Origin of the sequence: Streptomyces barkulensis (assembly GCF_002843305.1) — a bacterium.
In the GTDB taxonomy this organism is placed as follows: domain Bacteria; phylum Actinomycetota; class Actinomycetes; order Streptomycetales; family Streptomycetaceae; genus Streptomyces; species Streptomyces barkulensis.
Window position 1 is genome coordinate 20795 of sequence record NZ_PGSG01000106.1, and the last position, 13351, is coordinate 34145.

At 75.1% G+C, this 13351-nt stretch carries 15 protein-coding genes; 9 read left to right on the top strand and 6 right to left on the bottom strand.

Annotation, left to right across the window (positions count from 1 at the left end; translation table 11 throughout):
• Positions 1-40 precede the first annotated feature (40 nt).
• Positions 41-1096, bottom strand: coding sequence for a glucose 1-dehydrogenase (locus tag CUT83_RS23440; RefSeq protein WP_101257888.1), 1056 nt, complete (start codon positions 1094-1096; stop codon positions 41-43).
• 79 nt (positions 1097-1175) lie between these two features.
• Here CUT83_RS23440 and CUT83_RS23445 point away from each other — a divergent pair, with 79 nt between their 5' ends.
• The 3 genes from CUT83_RS23445 to CUT83_RS23455 all read left to right on the top strand — a co-directional run bounded on the left by CUT83_RS23445 (position 1176) and on the right by CUT83_RS23455 (position 3398).
• On the top strand, positions 1176-1424 hold the full coding sequence (locus CUT83_RS23445) for a DUF2277 domain-containing protein (protein WP_101257829.1): 249 nt from the start codon (positions 1176-1178) through the stop codon (positions 1422-1424).
• Positions 1425-1498: 74 nt separating this feature from the next.
• Positions 1499-2083, top strand: a complete 585-nt coding sequence (locus CUT83_RS23450) for a TetR/AcrR family transcriptional regulator (protein WP_101257830.1) — start codon at positions 1499-1501, stop codon at positions 2081-2083.
• A 121-nt stretch (positions 2084-2204) separates the two neighbouring features.
• The gene (locus tag CUT83_RS23455) at positions 2205-3398 is read left to right on the top strand and encodes an FAD-dependent oxidoreductase (protein WP_101257831.1); all 1194 of its coding nucleotides are present in this window, start codon (positions 2205-2207) and stop codon (positions 3396-3398) included.
• A gap of 34 nt (positions 3399-3432) precedes the next feature.
• Here CUT83_RS23455 and CUT83_RS31435 read toward each other — a convergent pair whose 3' ends face one another.
• From CUT83_RS31435 to CUT83_RS23465, 3 genes are read right to left on the bottom strand one after another with little or no spacing between them, the layout of a single operon-like run.
• Positions 3433-3561, bottom strand: coding sequence for a hypothetical protein (locus tag CUT83_RS31435; protein WP_277347707.1), 129 nt, complete (start codon positions 3559-3561; stop codon positions 3433-3435).
• A complete protein-coding gene (locus CUT83_RS23460) occupies positions 3558-4121 on the bottom strand; it encodes a DinB family protein (RefSeq protein WP_101257832.1) in 564 nt (187 codons plus the stop codon). Before CUT83_RS23460 ends, CUT83_RS31435 begins: the two co-directional genes overlap by 4 nt.
• 50 nt (positions 4122-4171) lie before the next feature.
• Entirely contained in the window at positions 4172-5002 is an 831-nt protein-coding gene (locus tag CUT83_RS23465; protein WP_101257833.1) for an ATP-grasp domain-containing protein, read from the bottom strand.
• A gap of 209 nt (positions 5003-5211) precedes the next feature.
• On the opposite strand from CUT83_RS23465, the gene CUT83_RS23470 reads away from it, so the two are divergent.
• Both CUT83_RS23470 and CUT83_RS23475 read left to right on the top strand, forming a co-directional pair.
• Positions 5212-5406 carry a hypothetical protein gene (locus tag CUT83_RS23470; protein ID WP_093849355.1) on the top strand — a complete coding sequence of 65 codons (195 nt, stop codon included), beginning with the start codon at positions 5212-5214 and terminating at the stop codon, positions 5404-5406.
• 137 nt (positions 5407-5543) lie between these two features.
• Positions 5544-7097, top strand: coding sequence for a hypothetical protein (locus tag CUT83_RS23475; protein WP_101257889.1), 1554 nt, complete (start codon positions 5544-5546; stop codon positions 7095-7097).
• Positions 7098-7152: 55 nt separating this feature from the next.
• On the opposite strand, the gene CUT83_RS23480 is transcribed toward CUT83_RS23475, so the two are convergent.
• The gene (locus tag CUT83_RS23480; RefSeq protein WP_101257834.1) at positions 7153-8724 is read right to left on the bottom strand and encodes an aminotransferase-like domain-containing protein; all 1572 of its coding nucleotides are present in this window, start codon (positions 8722-8724) and stop codon (positions 7153-7155) included.
• Between the two features lie 98 nt (positions 8725-8822).
• On the opposite strand from CUT83_RS23480, the gene yczE reads away from it, so the two are divergent.
• The 4 genes from yczE (at position 8823) to CUT83_RS23500 (ending at position 12598) form a co-directional block, all read left to right on the top strand.
• A complete protein-coding gene (yczE, locus tag CUT83_RS23485; protein WP_240957726.1) occupies positions 8823-9602 on the top strand; it encodes a membrane protein YczE in 780 nt (259 codons plus the stop codon).
• Complete coding sequence (locus CUT83_RS23490; RefSeq protein WP_101257835.1) at positions 9599-10384, top strand: glycerophosphodiester phosphodiesterase family protein; 786 nt, start codon at positions 9599-9601, stop codon at positions 10382-10384. Before yczE ends, CUT83_RS23490 begins: the two co-directional genes overlap by 4 nt.
• A 203-nt stretch (positions 10385-10587) precedes the next feature.
• Entirely contained in the window at positions 10588-11955 is a 1368-nt protein-coding gene (locus tag CUT83_RS23495) for an MFS transporter (protein WP_240957728.1), read from the top strand.
• 265 nt (positions 11956-12220) lie between these two features.
• On the top strand, positions 12221-12598 hold the full coding sequence (locus tag CUT83_RS23500; protein WP_093656502.1) for an RNA polymerase-binding protein RbpA: 378 nt from the start codon (positions 12221-12223) through the stop codon (positions 12596-12598).
• Between the two features lie 110 nt (positions 12599-12708).
• On the opposite strand, the gene fxsA is transcribed toward CUT83_RS23500, so the two are convergent.
• Positions 12709-13350, bottom strand: coding sequence for an FxsA family membrane protein (gene fxsA / locus CUT83_RS23505; protein WP_101257836.1), 642 nt, complete (start codon positions 13348-13350; stop codon positions 12709-12711).
• Position 13351: the final 1 nt, after the last annotated feature.

Below are 13351 nucleotides of genomic sequence, written 5' to 3' on the forward strand. Positions count from 1 at the left end.
GCCGCTCACGGGCCGCCGCTCACGGGCGCGCCCGGCCCGCTCAGTGCCGGGCGAGCTCGATGACCGTCTTGACGTCGTCCGGCCGCCGCTCGAAGGCCTGGGCGAAGGACTCCAGCGGCACCCGGCGGGTGATCAGCGCGTCCAGCCAGCCCCGGTCCGCCTCGGCGAGGGCCTCGGCCGCGGCCGCGTAGTGCTGCCGGTTGGCGTTGACCGAGCCGACCACCGCGGAGTTGTCCAGCACCAGTTCGCGGTTGAGGTATCCGGCATCCACCTCCAGGGTGCGCCCGGCGGGCGACAGCCCCGTCAGGCAGAGCACGCCGTAGGGGTCCATGGCCGACATCACCCCGAAGACGACCGGTGCGGCACCGGTCGCCTCGATCACCACGTCCGGCCGTACCCGCTCCATGACCCGCTCGGCGTCCTCACAGTGGTACTCGGCGCCCAGCCGCCGGACCAGCTCCGGCTTGGGGCCGCTCTCCACCCGGTCCAGGACGTGGACCTCCAGGCCGCGCCGGTGCCCGAGCAGCGCGGCGAGCAGCCCGATCGGCCCGGCGCCCGTGACGAGCACCGAGTGCGGGGCGAACCAGGACCTCCCGCCGACGCGCTCCACCTGGTCCCAGGCCTTGGCCACCACGGTGGTGGGCTCCATGAGCACCCCGACGTGCTCCAGTCCGGGGTCCAGACGCACCGCGTAGTCGGTCTCGACCGTCCAGGAGGTGGAGGCGTAGCCGTCGAGCCCCTTGATGCCGCGCTCGGTGAACATCCCGTTGCGGCACATGTCGAAGTAGCCGTGGGCGCACGCCCCGCACGGCACGGGGTCGGGCCGGCGGACGACGCCGACCACCAGGTCGCCGGGCACCCAGCCGCTGTCCGGCGGCGCCTGGCGCACCCGGCCCAGGGACTCGTGGCCGATGACCAGCCGCTCCCGGTCCGGCGGCGGGGCTCCGTGACCCCCCGAGAGGATCTCCGCATCGGTGCCGCACACGCCGACGGCCAGACCGTCCACCAGCAGTTCGCCCTCCCCCGGCTCGGGGTCGGGGAGGGTGTCGAGCCGCAGGGAGTTCCTCCGGTCGGGAGCCACGGTCAGCGCCTGCACGTCCACTCCATCCGTCGGTCGGGTCCGGTGTTCCTCTCCGGTACCCCCGACCGCGCCGGACACGCGCCACACTGGGGGCATGTGCCGCAGCATCAGGACACTCCGACCGCCCATGGCTCCCGAGGTCGGCGACGAGGACATCCGCGCCGCCGCCCTGCAGTACGTCCGCAAGGTCTCGGGTTTCAGGGAGCCCGCCGCCCACAACCGCGCCGCGTTCGAGCGCGCCGTCGAGGCCGTGGCCGGGGCGACCCGGGAACTCCTGGACGACCTGGAGGTACGCGGCCGGGGCGGCGCCCGGCCGCCCGGGGAGCCTTCGTCCCGCTCCTGACCCCCGCCCGGCCTCCCGGCCCCTGCTCCCCGGGCGGAGCAGGGGCCAACGGGCGTTGGCCTAGACTCGCCGCCATGCAGCCGACCGACACCGCCCCCGGCGGCCGTCCCCGCCGCTCCGACGCCACCCGGGCCGCCATCCTGGAGGCGGCCCGCGAGCGCTTCGCCTCCGACGGCTACGAGCGCGCCACCATCCGCGCCATCGCCCGGGACGCGGGCATCGATCCTTCGATGGTGATGCGGTACTACGGCAACAAGGAGGGGCTGTTCGCGGCGGCCAGCGAGTTCGACCTGCGCCTTCCCGACCTGACCGCCGTGCCCCGCGAGGAGGCCGGGACCGTGCTGGTCGGGCACTTCCTGGAGCGCTGGGAGGAGGACGACGCGCTGAACGCGCTGCTGCGCGTCGGCGTCACCAATCCCGCGGGCGCCGAGCGCATGCGCGCGGTCTTCCAGGAGCAGGTGGCGCCCGCGGTGGCGGCCGTCTGCCCCGATCCGGAACGGGCGGGGGCCCGCGCGGCCCTGGTGGTCTCGCAGATCCTGGGCATGGCCGTGAGCCGGTACGTGCTGCGCTTCCCGCCCGCCGCCGGGATGCCGCGGGCGGAGGCCGTCGCCTGGCTGGCGCCGACGGTACAGCGCTATCTGACGGCGGAGTCGCCCTGACGCACCTCACATGCCAACATCCGTTGGCCAACATCTGTTGACTGGATGCCGTCCGGCGCGCCATCCTGACACCAGACGTTGGCCAACAACCGTTGGCATCAAACGGAAGAGGTGCTGCCCCATGAGCGGAACCGCCGAAGCCGCCACCCCCGCACTTCCCGGACGGACGGACGTCGTCATCGTCGGCGCCGGACCCACCGGCCTGGCCCTGGCCGCCCACCTGGCCTCCGCCGGCGTGGCCTTCATCCTGCTGGACCGGATGCCGCAGGGCGCGGGCACCTCGCGCGCGGGGGTCGTCCACGCCCGCACCCTGGAGACGCTGGAGCCGGTGGGGGCCGCCGCTCCGCTGGTCGAACGCGGTCTGCGGGTGACGCGGTTCGGTGTGAGCCGGGGACGGCACCGGCTGGCGACCGTCGCGTTCGACGGCCTGCCGACCCCGTACCCCTACGCGCTGATGCTCCCGCAGCACGAGACCGAGGCCGTCCTGCGGGACCGCGTCCGCGCCCTCTCCGGCGATCCCGCCCCGGTACACCGCCCGTACACCGTGACCGGCCTCGGTCAGGAGCCCGGCGGGGTGACCGTCACGGTGGACGGCCCGCGGGGGACGCAGACGGTGCGGGCGGCGTACGCCGTCGGTGCCGACGGGATGCGCAGCACGGTCCGGGAGACGGCCGGCATCGGCTACCGGGGCGGCCGCTACGCCCAGTCCTTCGTGCTGGCGGACGTGCGGATGGACTGGCGGCCCGGCCGCGGGGAGGTGTCCATGCTGTTCGACCCGGACGGACCGGTCCTGGTGGCGCCCCTGCCCGGGGACGTCTTCCGTCTGGTGGCCGCCGTGCCCGAGGCTCCCGGGGAACCGGACGCCGCGTTCGTCCAGCGGGTGCTGGACGAACGCGCGGGCGGGCAGGGACGGGTCGGCGAGATGCTGTGGGGCTCGCGCTTCCACGTCCACCACCGGATCGCCGACCGCTACCGCGCCGGCCGGATCGTGCTGGCCGGCGACGCCGCCCACGTCCACAGCCCCGCCGGTGGCCAGGGCATGAACATCGGCATCCAGGACGCCGCCGCCCTCGGGCGGGCGCTGGCCGACGTCCTCCTCCGGGGCGCGGACCCCGGCGCCCGGCTGGACGCCTACGAACGGGAGCGGCGCCCGGCGGCCGAACGCGTCATCACCTTCACCGACCGCCTCACCCGGGCGGTCACCGCCCGCTCCCTGCCCGTCCGCGCCGGCCGCGACGTGACACTGCGTCTGCTGGGCCGCGTCCCGGCCTGGCGCACCCGGCTGGCCGCCGAACTGGCCGGGCTCCGCCCCTGACGGGGCCGGCGGGCGAGGGTCCCTCAGTACCCGCTCAGTACCCGCTCAGCACCCCGCCGGACTCCCCGTGCCCGCCGTACGGGACCAGCCGGGCCAGGGCGCCGGGCAGTCCACCGGTGTGCACCACTCCCAGCCGTCGGGTGGCGCGGGCCGATACGGTCAACGGCCCGTCGAGCCGTCGATGCGCTCGCGCAGGATGTCGGCGTGGCCCGCGTGGCGGGCGGTCTCCTCGATCATGTGCACCAGGATCCAGCGCATGGTCGGCGGCGGGGTCTCGCGCAGCGACCGCACCCCGGGCCGGTCCAGCCGGTCGCAGGCCGCGGCGATGGCGTTCGAGCGCCCGGCGGCCTTCCGATAGGCGCGCAGGATCTCCCCGGCCGTCTCCCCGGGCGCGGGCGGCGCGCCGTCGTCCGCGGGAGTGTCCCCCTCACCCGCGAACGCCCAGGCGAACCAGTTGTGTTCGACCGCCGTCAGATGCTTGACCAGCCCCAGCAGACTCGTCCCGGAGGGCACCCCCGCCGCCCGGGCCGCCTCGTCCGGCACACCGGCGGCCTTGGCCGCGACCGCGTCCCGCAGGTAGTCGAGGAAGGCCAGCAGGGTGGTCCGCTCGTCGGCTTCCGCCTCCGGGGGCCGCACGTCGCCGCGCGCCCCCTCCGCCGCGCTCGCCGTGCCGTCGGCGTCCGTGGCGTCCGTGGCGTCTGCGGTGTCCGTCGTGTCCGTCATGCGGCGACCCTAGCCGCCGCGCACGCCGCCGGGCAGAGCCCAGAGCGGCCTCAGGCCAGCAGTGCGTGCAGCGAGGCGGTCATCGCGGCGGCGAACGCCTCCCCCGTGCCGGCGTCCACCCGGTCCAGCGACAGATAGGGGTTGAGGTCCTCCAGTTCCACGAGCAGCAGTTCCCCCTCCGCCGTGCGGCAGGCGTCCACCCGCTGGATGCCGTGGTCGATGGCGTTCCAGTCCACGAACCGCTGCGCGAAGGCGAGGTCGTCCGCCGTGGGGGCGTACGGTTCCAGCTCCCAGCGCCGCGCGGGGTCGGGGGCGTAGAGGGCGTACTGGAAGGAGCGGTCGACGAAGTAGAACGAGACCTCGTGGCGGAAGTCGATCCTCGGCTGGACCAGCAGACCGGCGCCCGATCCCAGGGCGAGGTGGGCGAGCCGGTCCGCGGGGACGATCTCCAGGCCGATGGAGTCGGCGCCGAGTTCGGGCTTGACGACGTACTCGGCCGCCGGCGGCAGCCGGTCCAGGTCCTCGCGGCGGTCGACGGTGGGGATGACCGGCTCCCCCGCCGCGCTCAGCTCGGTCAGGTACCGCTTCCCGACCATGTCCGCCCTGCCCGACAGCTCGTTGAAGACCCTGCTCCCCCGTTCCAGCGCCCGGGCGCGGAAGCCCTCCCAGGCGTCCCGGTGGTGCAGCACGGGGCCGCTGTTGCGCACCACGACCGCGTCGAAGGCGTCCATCAGCGCCGCCGCGTCGCGCGGGTGGCAGAGCGCGATCCGGAAGTCCTCGCGCAGCCGGGCCGAGAGGCGGACGTCCTCGTCGCCGTAGCGGCGGCCCCGGGCCTCGTAGGAGAGGTCGGTGACGTAGAGCAGTGCGGGCTGGTGGCGCATGGTTCCCGTTCCCTGTCGCGTGTCGGCTCCCGAGAAACTACCTCCCGGCCTCCGGGGACCGGCCGCTCCCTCCGTCCGGACGGGGTACCCCGGGCGGAGCAGAGGAAATGTGCTGATATCACTCTTCCGCCGCTTTCGGCCCCCCGGACGCTCTGTGAAGCTTGAGGGACACACGGTGACAAACCCATCGCCACACAGGGAGTTGACCCATGGTGCTGTCGATCTCCGGTGTCCTGCTGTTCGGAGTGATCGTCTTCCTGTTCTTCCGCAAGGACAACCTCAAGCTCTCCCACGCCATCGTGTGTGCGCTCTTCGGGTTCTACCTGGCGGGATCGGCGATCGCACCCGGCATCCAGGCGGGCGGGGACACCCTCGCCAACCTCCTCGGGAACATCCCCTTCTAGGAACCCCCCGGCGCGGCCCCTCCGGTACGCCAACCGGGACCACCGCACCCACGACCCGCAGGACTTCGAGCCCCAGGGCTCCGGACGGCAGGAGATTCGGCGTGGCCTGGCGGCCCTTTCCCCCGGCACTCACCCCGCTGCACGCTTCCCACCCCCACCCCGCACCGGGCGCCGCCCCGCCGGCCCGCGGGCGGGACCTGCGGCGGGCGGCCGCGGAGCACGCCGTCGACGCACTGCGGCTGCCGGCCGTGGCCGTCCGCGGTCTGGGGCGCCTCGCCTCCGCGGGGCGGCGCCGCTGGGAGCGCACCCCCCGGGAGCGGCGGGGCCCGGTGCTGTTCACCGTGGCCGCCTGCCTGCTGGCGCTGTGGCTGGCCCCGTACGGGCCGCTGCTGGGGGCGGCCGCACTGGCGGGCGCCGCCCTCTGGCAGGGCCGCGACCGGTCCCCGGACACCGCCGGGGGCGAGCCGGGCGAGGCCGAGCGCGCACGGCTGCAGACCCTCTACGAGGCGCTGGTGCCGCATCTGTCGCTCGCCGACGACCCCCGCCCGCAGCCCCTGTACGCCCACGACGGCGACTGGCGGCGGGCCTTCACCGGCTTCGCGTTCGCCGAGGAGGGGCGGCTGGCCCGGCTGCGGCTGCGCTACCCGCCGCACTTCGGGGACGGCGATCCGGAGTCCCGCGCGCGCCTCCAGGAGCTGCTGTGCGCCAAGGCCGGCCGGGGCCGGGAGTACCACTTCGCCTGGGCGGAGGAAGTGGGCGAGCTCACCCTGACCGCGCTGCCGCCGCTGCCCTCCGGCATCTGCGCGCAGCGCTTCGTCACCGCGCCCGGCGAGACCGTGCTGGGCTTCACCGACCTCCACACCGTCCCCCGCACGGTGCCGGTGGTCGCGGAGGGCGGCGAGCGGCTGGACGTGCCTCCGGTGGTGTGGCGTACGGGCCCGCGCTCCACCGAGCCGCACCTGCTGGCGCTGGGCCACCCGGGGTCGGGGACGACCACGCTGCTGCGGTCGGTCGCCCTCCAGGCCCTGCGGCAGGGCGAGGTGCTGGTCGTGGACGGCGGCGGAGCGGGCGAGTACGCGTTCCTGGCCGGACGCGGCCGGGTGCGGGCGGTGGAGTCCACCCCGGCCGGCGCGCTGTCGGCGCTGGAGTGGGTGGTGCGGGAGACCGAGCGCAGGCTGCTGGCCGCCAACCGGGTCCGCCAGACCGGACGGGACGCGCCGGAGGACGTCTGCCGCCCGCTGTGGGTGCTGGTGGACCGGCCCTCGGTGCTCAGCCACCTGGCCCGTGCCGAGGGGCAGCGCGACCCGCAGGACCTGCTCCAGGTGCCCCTGCGGTACGGGCGCGCGGTGCGGGTGACCGTGGCGCTGGTCGACCAGTTCGAGGGCGCGGGGGAGCTGACCGGGGCCGTCCGCGCGTACACCCGGGCACGGGTGGTGCTCGGCGCGGCGACGCCGCAGGAGGTGCGGGCGGTGCTCGGCGAGGCGCCCTCGACCACACCGCCTCCCGAGGTGCCCGCGGGGCGCGGTTACGCCCGGCTGGGCTCGGGGCCGGTGCACCGCCTCCAGGTGCCCGCCGCCCCCGACCCCTTCGACGGGGAGGCGGCCGAGCCGCAGCGGCGGGCGGTCCTGGAACTGCTGCCGGAGCCGGTGGCCGGTCCGCCGAGGGCCGCGGCCCGGCGGGCGCTCCACTGAGGCTCCGGCAGGTGGCGGGGCGGGCGGCCGGGCATGCGGCGGGACGCGCGGCGCTTCAGGCGACGGAGCTGCGCGGGATGTCGCCGCCCGCGCTCCGTCCGTCGGCGACCAGCCGCGCGGCCGCCGCCAGCCGGGCCGCCGCCTCGGCGGCCACGGGGCCGGAGACCGTGAACGGCAGCCGCACATAGCCCTCGAAGGCGCCGTCCACCCCGAAACGGGGCCCGGAGGGGACGCGCACCCCCAGCCGCTCGCCGGCCTCGGCGATCCGCGAACCGGACAGATCACCGGTGCGCACCCACAGCGTGAGGCCGCCGCGCGGGACGGTGAACCCCCAGTCCGGGAGGTGTTCGCGCAGGGCCTCGGTGAGGGCCGCGCGGTTCTCCCGGGCCCGCTCGCGGTGGACCTCCATGGCCTGGTCCCAGCCGCTGTCCCAGCCGCTGTCCCGGCCGCTGTCCCCGTCTTCCCGCCCATCGCCCTGTGCCCCGCCCTGCCCGCCGCTCTCCGCCAGCAGCCGGGCGACGGCGAGCTGCTCCAGCACGGGACTGCCCAGGTCCGCGTAGACACGGGCCGCGACCAGGCTGCGGATGGTCTCGGGCGCGGCCCGGATCCAGCCGATGCGCAGCCCGGCCCAGATGGCCTTGCTGGCCGATCCGACCGTGACGACGGTGGAACCGCCCGGGTCGAACGCCGCGACCGGGCGGGGCATCGGCTCGCCGGGCGGGGCGTCGAGGTCGAGGCCGGCCATGGTCTCGTCCGCCACCAGCACGGTGCCCGCGGCCCGGGCGGCGGCCACCAGCTCCCGGCGCTGCTCCTCCCCGGCCAGCGCGCCGGTGGGGTTGTGGAAGTCGGCGATGACGTACGCCATCCGCGGTGCGGCGTCCCGCAGCACCCGGCGCCAGGCGGGCAGGTCCCAGCCGGTGAGGCCCTCGCCCATCGCGACGGGCACCAGCCGGGCGCCCGCCTCGCTCAGCAGGCGCAGCACGTTGGCGTACGAGGGGTGCTCGACGGCGACGCGCTCGCCGCGCGGCGCGAACAGCGCGCGGATGGCGGCCACCGCGCCCATGGCGCCGGTGGTGATCATGATCTGCTCGGGCATCGTCGGGACGCCGCGGGCGGTGTAGCGGTCGGCCAGGGCCTGGCGCAGGACCGGCAGCCCCGCCGGGTAGTCGCCGTGGGTGTGGGCGTAGGGCGGCAGATCGGCCAGGGCTCCCTGGAAGGCGCGGGTGAGCCAGGGCTCGGGGGCGGGAAGGGCGGCGCAGCCCAGGTCGATCATGGTCCCGGCGGCGTCGGGTGGCAGGGGCGCCAGCCCGCCGGACGGCAGGGGGTTGCCGGCGGGCAGGGCGGTCCAGCTCCCCGCGCCGCGGCGCGAGGCCAGGAACCCGTCGCCGCGCAGCGCCTCGTACGCGGCGGCCACGGTGGTGCGGCTGACGGACAGGGCCGCGGCCAGCTCCCGCTCGGCGGGCAGCCGGGCGGCGACGGGAACGCGGCCCTCCAGCACCAGCAGGCGCACTCCGTCGGCGAGGGCCCGGTAGGCGGGCGTCCGCCGCGCTCCGCCCGCCTCGGCACGGTGGGAGGACAGGAGGCGGGCGAGCTGGGACGCTCCGACCGCCGAAGTCCACTGAGCCATCGGTTGAGTCCACCTTCTCCAGATTGGCCATGTGCGGGAACCGTCTACAGGCCACAGAGTGTCACGCATCAGTCCAACGCGCCAGAAAGGACGGCCCCTTGTCCGGTTCCACAGGATTCACAGGATCCGGGGATCCAGGCGGTTCCGCCGCGCACCCCGGCCGCCACCCCGACCGCCGCACCGGTCACCTGGTCCGCCGTCTCGTACGGCTCTACGCCGGCCTGGTGCTCTACGGGGCCAGCCTGGCGCTGATGGTCCGCGCCGATCTCGGCCTCGGCCCGTGGGACGTCTTCCACCAGGGCGTCTCCGGGCACACCGGGCTGACCATCGGCACCGTGGTGATCATCACCGGCGCGGCCGTGCTGCTGCTGTGGATACCGCTGCGGGAGCGGCCCGGCCTGGGCACCGTCTCCAACGTGATCGTGGTGGGACTGGCCATGGACGCCACCCTGGCCCTCATGCCGGAGCCGGCCGTGCTCGCGGTACGGGCGCCGCTGCTGGTGGGCGCGGTGGTGCTGAACGGGGCGGCGACCGGCCTGTACATCACGGCGCGCTTCGGGCCGGGCCCGCGCGACGGCCTGATGACCGGCCTGCACCGGGTCACCGGACGCTCGGTGCGCCTGGTGCGGACGGGCATCGAGGTGGCCGCCCTGGCCACCGGCTTCCTGCTGGGCGGCACCGTGGGCGCGGGCACGGTGCTCTACGCGCTGGCGATCGGGCCGCTCTCCCAGTTCTTCCTGAGGGTCTTCGGCACGCCCGCCGGCGGGACGGACGGCGGCCGGGCCGGTTCGGGTGGCGATCCGGCAGGCGGCTTCGGGAACGGCTCGGCGGACCGCCCGCAGGGGCGCCGGAGGCGTCGCGCGATACTGCGTCCATGACGGCACCGGCCTCCCGCGCACCGCGCCCCGACCACCCCTTCTTCGACCACCCCGCTCCCCTGGCCTTCGCCCACCGGGGCGGCGCCGCGCCGGGAGCGGAGAACACCCACGGCGCCTTCGCGCGGGCGGTGGGGCTGGGCTACCGCTATCTGGAGACCGACGTGCACGCCACGGCGGACGGAAAGCTGGTCGCCTTCCACGACGCCACGCTGGACCGGGTCACCGACGGCAGCGGGGCGATCGCCTCCCTGCCGTGGGCACAGGTGCGGCGGGTCCGGGTGGGCGGCGGTGAGCCGGTGCCGCTCTTCGCCGACCTGCTGCGCGCCTTCCCCCGTGCCCGCTGGAACATCGACGTCAAGGCGGACGCCGCGCTCGCCCCGCTGCTGGAGATCCTGGACCGCGCCGACGCCTGGGGCCGGGTGTGCCTGGGGGCCTTCGACGAGTCCCGGGTGGCCCGGGCCCGGCGCCTGGCGGGCCCGCGGCTGGCCACCTCGCTGGGCACGCGCGGCGTCCTGGGCCTGCGGCTGCGCTCGTACCGCCTGCCGGGCGCGGTCGGCCGCGGCGCGCTGTGCGCGCAGGTCCCGGTGCGGCACGGCGGGATACCGGTGGCGGACCGGGCGTTCGTCCGCCACGCCCACCGCAGGGGCCTCCAGGTGCACGTGTGGACGGTCAACGACCCGGAGCGGATGAGGGCGCTGCTGGATCTGGGCGTGGATGGCATCATGACCGATCACATCGAGACACTGCGCACGGTACTGGCCGAGCGGGGAGCCTGGATCTGACGCCCGGCGGACGGGCGGCCGGAGCCGCCGGGCGGCGAGGGCCGCTCCCCCGCCCGCGTCCCGTGTCTGCGCACGGGACGAGCGAGGGGGCGCGGGTGGGCACCGAGACCGTGGCGGGGGCCGGGGACGCCGAGGGCACCGGGGACGCCGGGCGAACGGCGAAGAGCGCGGGCGGCACGGGCGGCACCGGTGGCACGGGCGGCGTGGAGAACCCGGAGGGCTTCGCCGGGGCCGCCGAGCGGCGCCGTGAGCAGCGCGGCTGGTACTTCTACGACTGGGCGGTCTCCGTCTTCTCCACCAGTGTGCTCACCGTCTTCCTCGGCCCCTATCTGACCTCGGTCGCCGAGGCCGCGGCGGACGGCGCCGGCTACGTCCACCCCCTGGGCATCCCGGTCCGCGCCGGCTCGTACTTCGCCTACACCGTCTCCGTCTCGGTGCTGCTGTCGGTGCTGGTGATGCCGCTGGCCGGGGCGGTCGCCGACCGGTCGGGCCGCAAGAAGCCGATCATGGGCGTGTTCGCCTACCTGGGGGCGGCGGCCACCACGGGGATGTTCTTCCTGGAGGGCGACCGCTATCTGCTGGGCGGGGCGCTGCTGGTGGTGGCGAACGTCTCCTACGCCACGGCCGTGGTGGTCTACAACTCCTTCCTGCCCCAGATCGCCACTCCCGCGGAGCGGGACGCGGTCTCCTCCCGCGGCTGGGCCTTCGGCTACGCCTCCGGGTCCCTGGTGCTGGTGGCCAACCTGGCGCTGTTCCTCGGGCACGAGTCGCTGGGCGTGGACGAGGGCACCGCGGTGCGGATCTGCCTGGCCTCGGCGGGCCTGTGGTGGGCGGTCTTCGCGATCATCCCGCTGCGGCGGCTGCGCGAGCGGCCGGCCGCGCACACCCCCACTGGTTCGGCCGGTTCGGCCGCCGGGGGGCTGTCCCTGCGGGGCGGCTGGCGGCAGCTCGCCGGGACGCTGCGCGATCTGCGCCGCTATCCGCTGACCCTGATGTTCCTGCTGGCCTACCTGCTCTACAACGACGGCGTGCAGACGGTGATCACCCAGGCCTCGGTCTTCGGCGCCGGGGAGCTGGGGATGGACCAGACCACCCTCATCGGCGCGGTCCTGCTGGTGCAGGTCCTGGCCGTGGTGGGGGCGCTGCTGCTGGGACGGCTGGCGCTGCGCTACGGCGCCAAGCGCACGATCCTGGGCTCGCTGGTGGCGTGGACGGCGACGGTGGGCGCCGGATACGTGCTGCCCGCGGGTGAGCCGGTGTGGTTCTTCGTGCTGGCCGCGGCGATCGGAATGGTGCTGGGCGGCACCCAGGCGCTGTCGCGCTCGCTGTACGCGCAGCTGGTGCCGCCGGGCAAGGAGGCGGAGTACTTCTCGCTGTACGAGGTCAGCGATCGCGGCACGAGCTGGCTGGGGCCACTGGTGTTCGGACTCACCTACCAGCTCACCGGCAGCTACCGGGACGCGATCATCTCACTGGTGATCTTCTTCGTTCTGGGTTTCGTCCTGCTGTTGCGGGTACCGGTCAGACGAGCGGTGGCGGCGGTGGGCGCCGCTGCGCCGGATCGGATTTAGGCCATCGGCCGAAGGGCGGGTAGTGTACGCCTGCAACTCGTCGGATGGACCGTTACCGCACGCCAAAGATAGGCGAACGTTACGTTACGTCCCTTGTGGGATGTGACGAAGCGGGCGGCTGCGGGTACCGCATATCCGACGAGGCAGCGGCACGACGGGCGACGCATGTCCCAGATCGGGAATCTTCACCGCCGACCGGACGTTGACCGGATGACGACGACAGCGACACCTGTCCTGTGGGCGACAAGCCCGGGAGGCACGATTCATGAGTGAGCGAGCTCTGCGCGGCACGCGACTCGTGGTGACCAGCTACGAGACCGACCGCGGTATCGACCTGGCGCCACGCCAGGCCGTGGAGTACGCATGCCAGAACGGTCATCGGTTCGAGATGCCGTTCTCGGTTGAGGCCGAGATTCCGCCGGAGTGGGAGTGCAAGGTATGCGGCGCCCAGGCGCTCCTGGTCAACGGCGAGGGCCCCGAGGAGAAGAAGGGTAAGCCCGCGCGTACGCACTGGGACATGCTCATGGAGCGGCGCACCCGTGAGGAGCTGGAGGAGGTGCTGGCCGAGAGGCTGGCGGTCCTGCGCTCCGGGACCATGAACATCGCCGTGCACCCGCGGGACAGCAAGCGCAAGTCCGCCTGAAGGCGGCACGCGGCACCGCGCCGCGGCGCACCGTGGGAGCACGTGGGTGAGGGCCCGGCCACCGTCCGGTGGCCGGGCCCTCACCCACGTGTGCGTTCCCGCAAGAACGGCTAACGCGCTCCCCCGCCCTCCTCGCCGGGGGCGTCGCGCTCGTCCTCGCGCACGACCTCTCCCCGCACCACCTTGCCGTCGGGCCGGTGGATGCGGAACTGCTCCTCCGCCGTACGCGCCTGCCGCAGGGAGTCCTCCAGGGATCCGGGGGCGAAGCCGGTGCGGCGGCCGAGCCGGCGCTCCACGCCGCGGCGCAGCAGCGCGGCCGTCGGCGGGAGGACGCACAGCAGTCCGGCCACGTCCGAGATCAGGCCGGGCAGCATCAGCAGCAGGCCGCCGAGCATGGCCAGCCCGTGCCCGCCCCGGTCGGCCTGCGGCCCCGGGCGCGGCTCGGCGCCCGGCTGGAGGCTCTCGACGGTCTCGACCAGACCGCGCCAGGCGCGGCGTCCCGCGCGCTTGACGACCGCGGCGCCCAGTACCGCCCCCGCGACCAGGACGATCAGGACGACCAGCCCGTTCGTGGCGTCCGCCAGCAGGGTCAGCAGCCAGGTCTCCAGGACCACGAAGGCGGCCAGTCCCAGGGGGACGAAGCTGCGCCGGGGGCGGCGCCGCGGCCCGGTGCCGGGAGATCCCGGGCCCTGTGGTCCGGTACGGGAGTGCCGCGGAGGTGGCTCGTACGGGTACGGTGCGCCGGTCGTCATG

Excerpts from the sequence above, each read along its gene's own strand:
- CUT83_RS23480 (WP_101257834.1), bottom strand. The coding sequence starts at position 8,724 with ATGGCTCAGTGGACTTCGGCGGTCGGAGCGTCCCAGCTCGCCCGCCTC.
- CUT83_RS23455 (WP_101257831.1), top strand. The coding sequence starts at position 2,205 with ATGAGCGGAACCGCCGAAGCCGCCACCCCCGCACTTCCCGGACGGACG.
- CUT83_RS23460 (WP_101257832.1), bottom strand. The coding sequence starts at position 4,121 with ATGACGGACACGACGGACACCGCAGACGCCACGGACGCCACGGACGCC.
- CUT83_RS23465 (WP_101257833.1), bottom strand. The coding sequence starts at position 5,002 with ATGCGCCACCAGCCCGCACTGCTCTACGTCACCGACCTCTCCTACGAG.
- CUT83_RS23500 (WP_093656502.1), top strand. The coding sequence starts at position 12,221 with ATGAGTGAGCGAGCTCTGCGCGGCACGCGACTCGTGGTGACCAGCTAC.
- CUT83_RS23445 (WP_101257829.1), top strand. The coding sequence starts at position 1,176 with ATGTGCCGCAGCATCAGGACACTCCGACCGCCCATGGCTCCCGAGGTC.
- CUT83_RS23490 (WP_101257835.1), top strand. The coding sequence starts at position 9,599 with ATGACGGCACCGGCCTCCCGCGCACCGCGCCCCGACCACCCCTTCTTC.
- fxsA (WP_101257836.1), bottom strand. The coding sequence starts at position 13,350 with ATGACGACCGGCGCACCGTACCCGTACGAGCCACCTCCGCGGCACTCC.
- CUT83_RS23470 (WP_093849355.1), top strand. The coding sequence starts at position 5,212 with ATGGTGCTGTCGATCTCCGGTGTCCTGCTGTTCGGAGTGATCGTCTTC.
- CUT83_RS23450 (WP_101257830.1), top strand. The coding sequence starts at position 1,499 with ATGCAGCCGACCGACACCGCCCCCGGCGGCCGTCCCCGCCGCTCCGAC.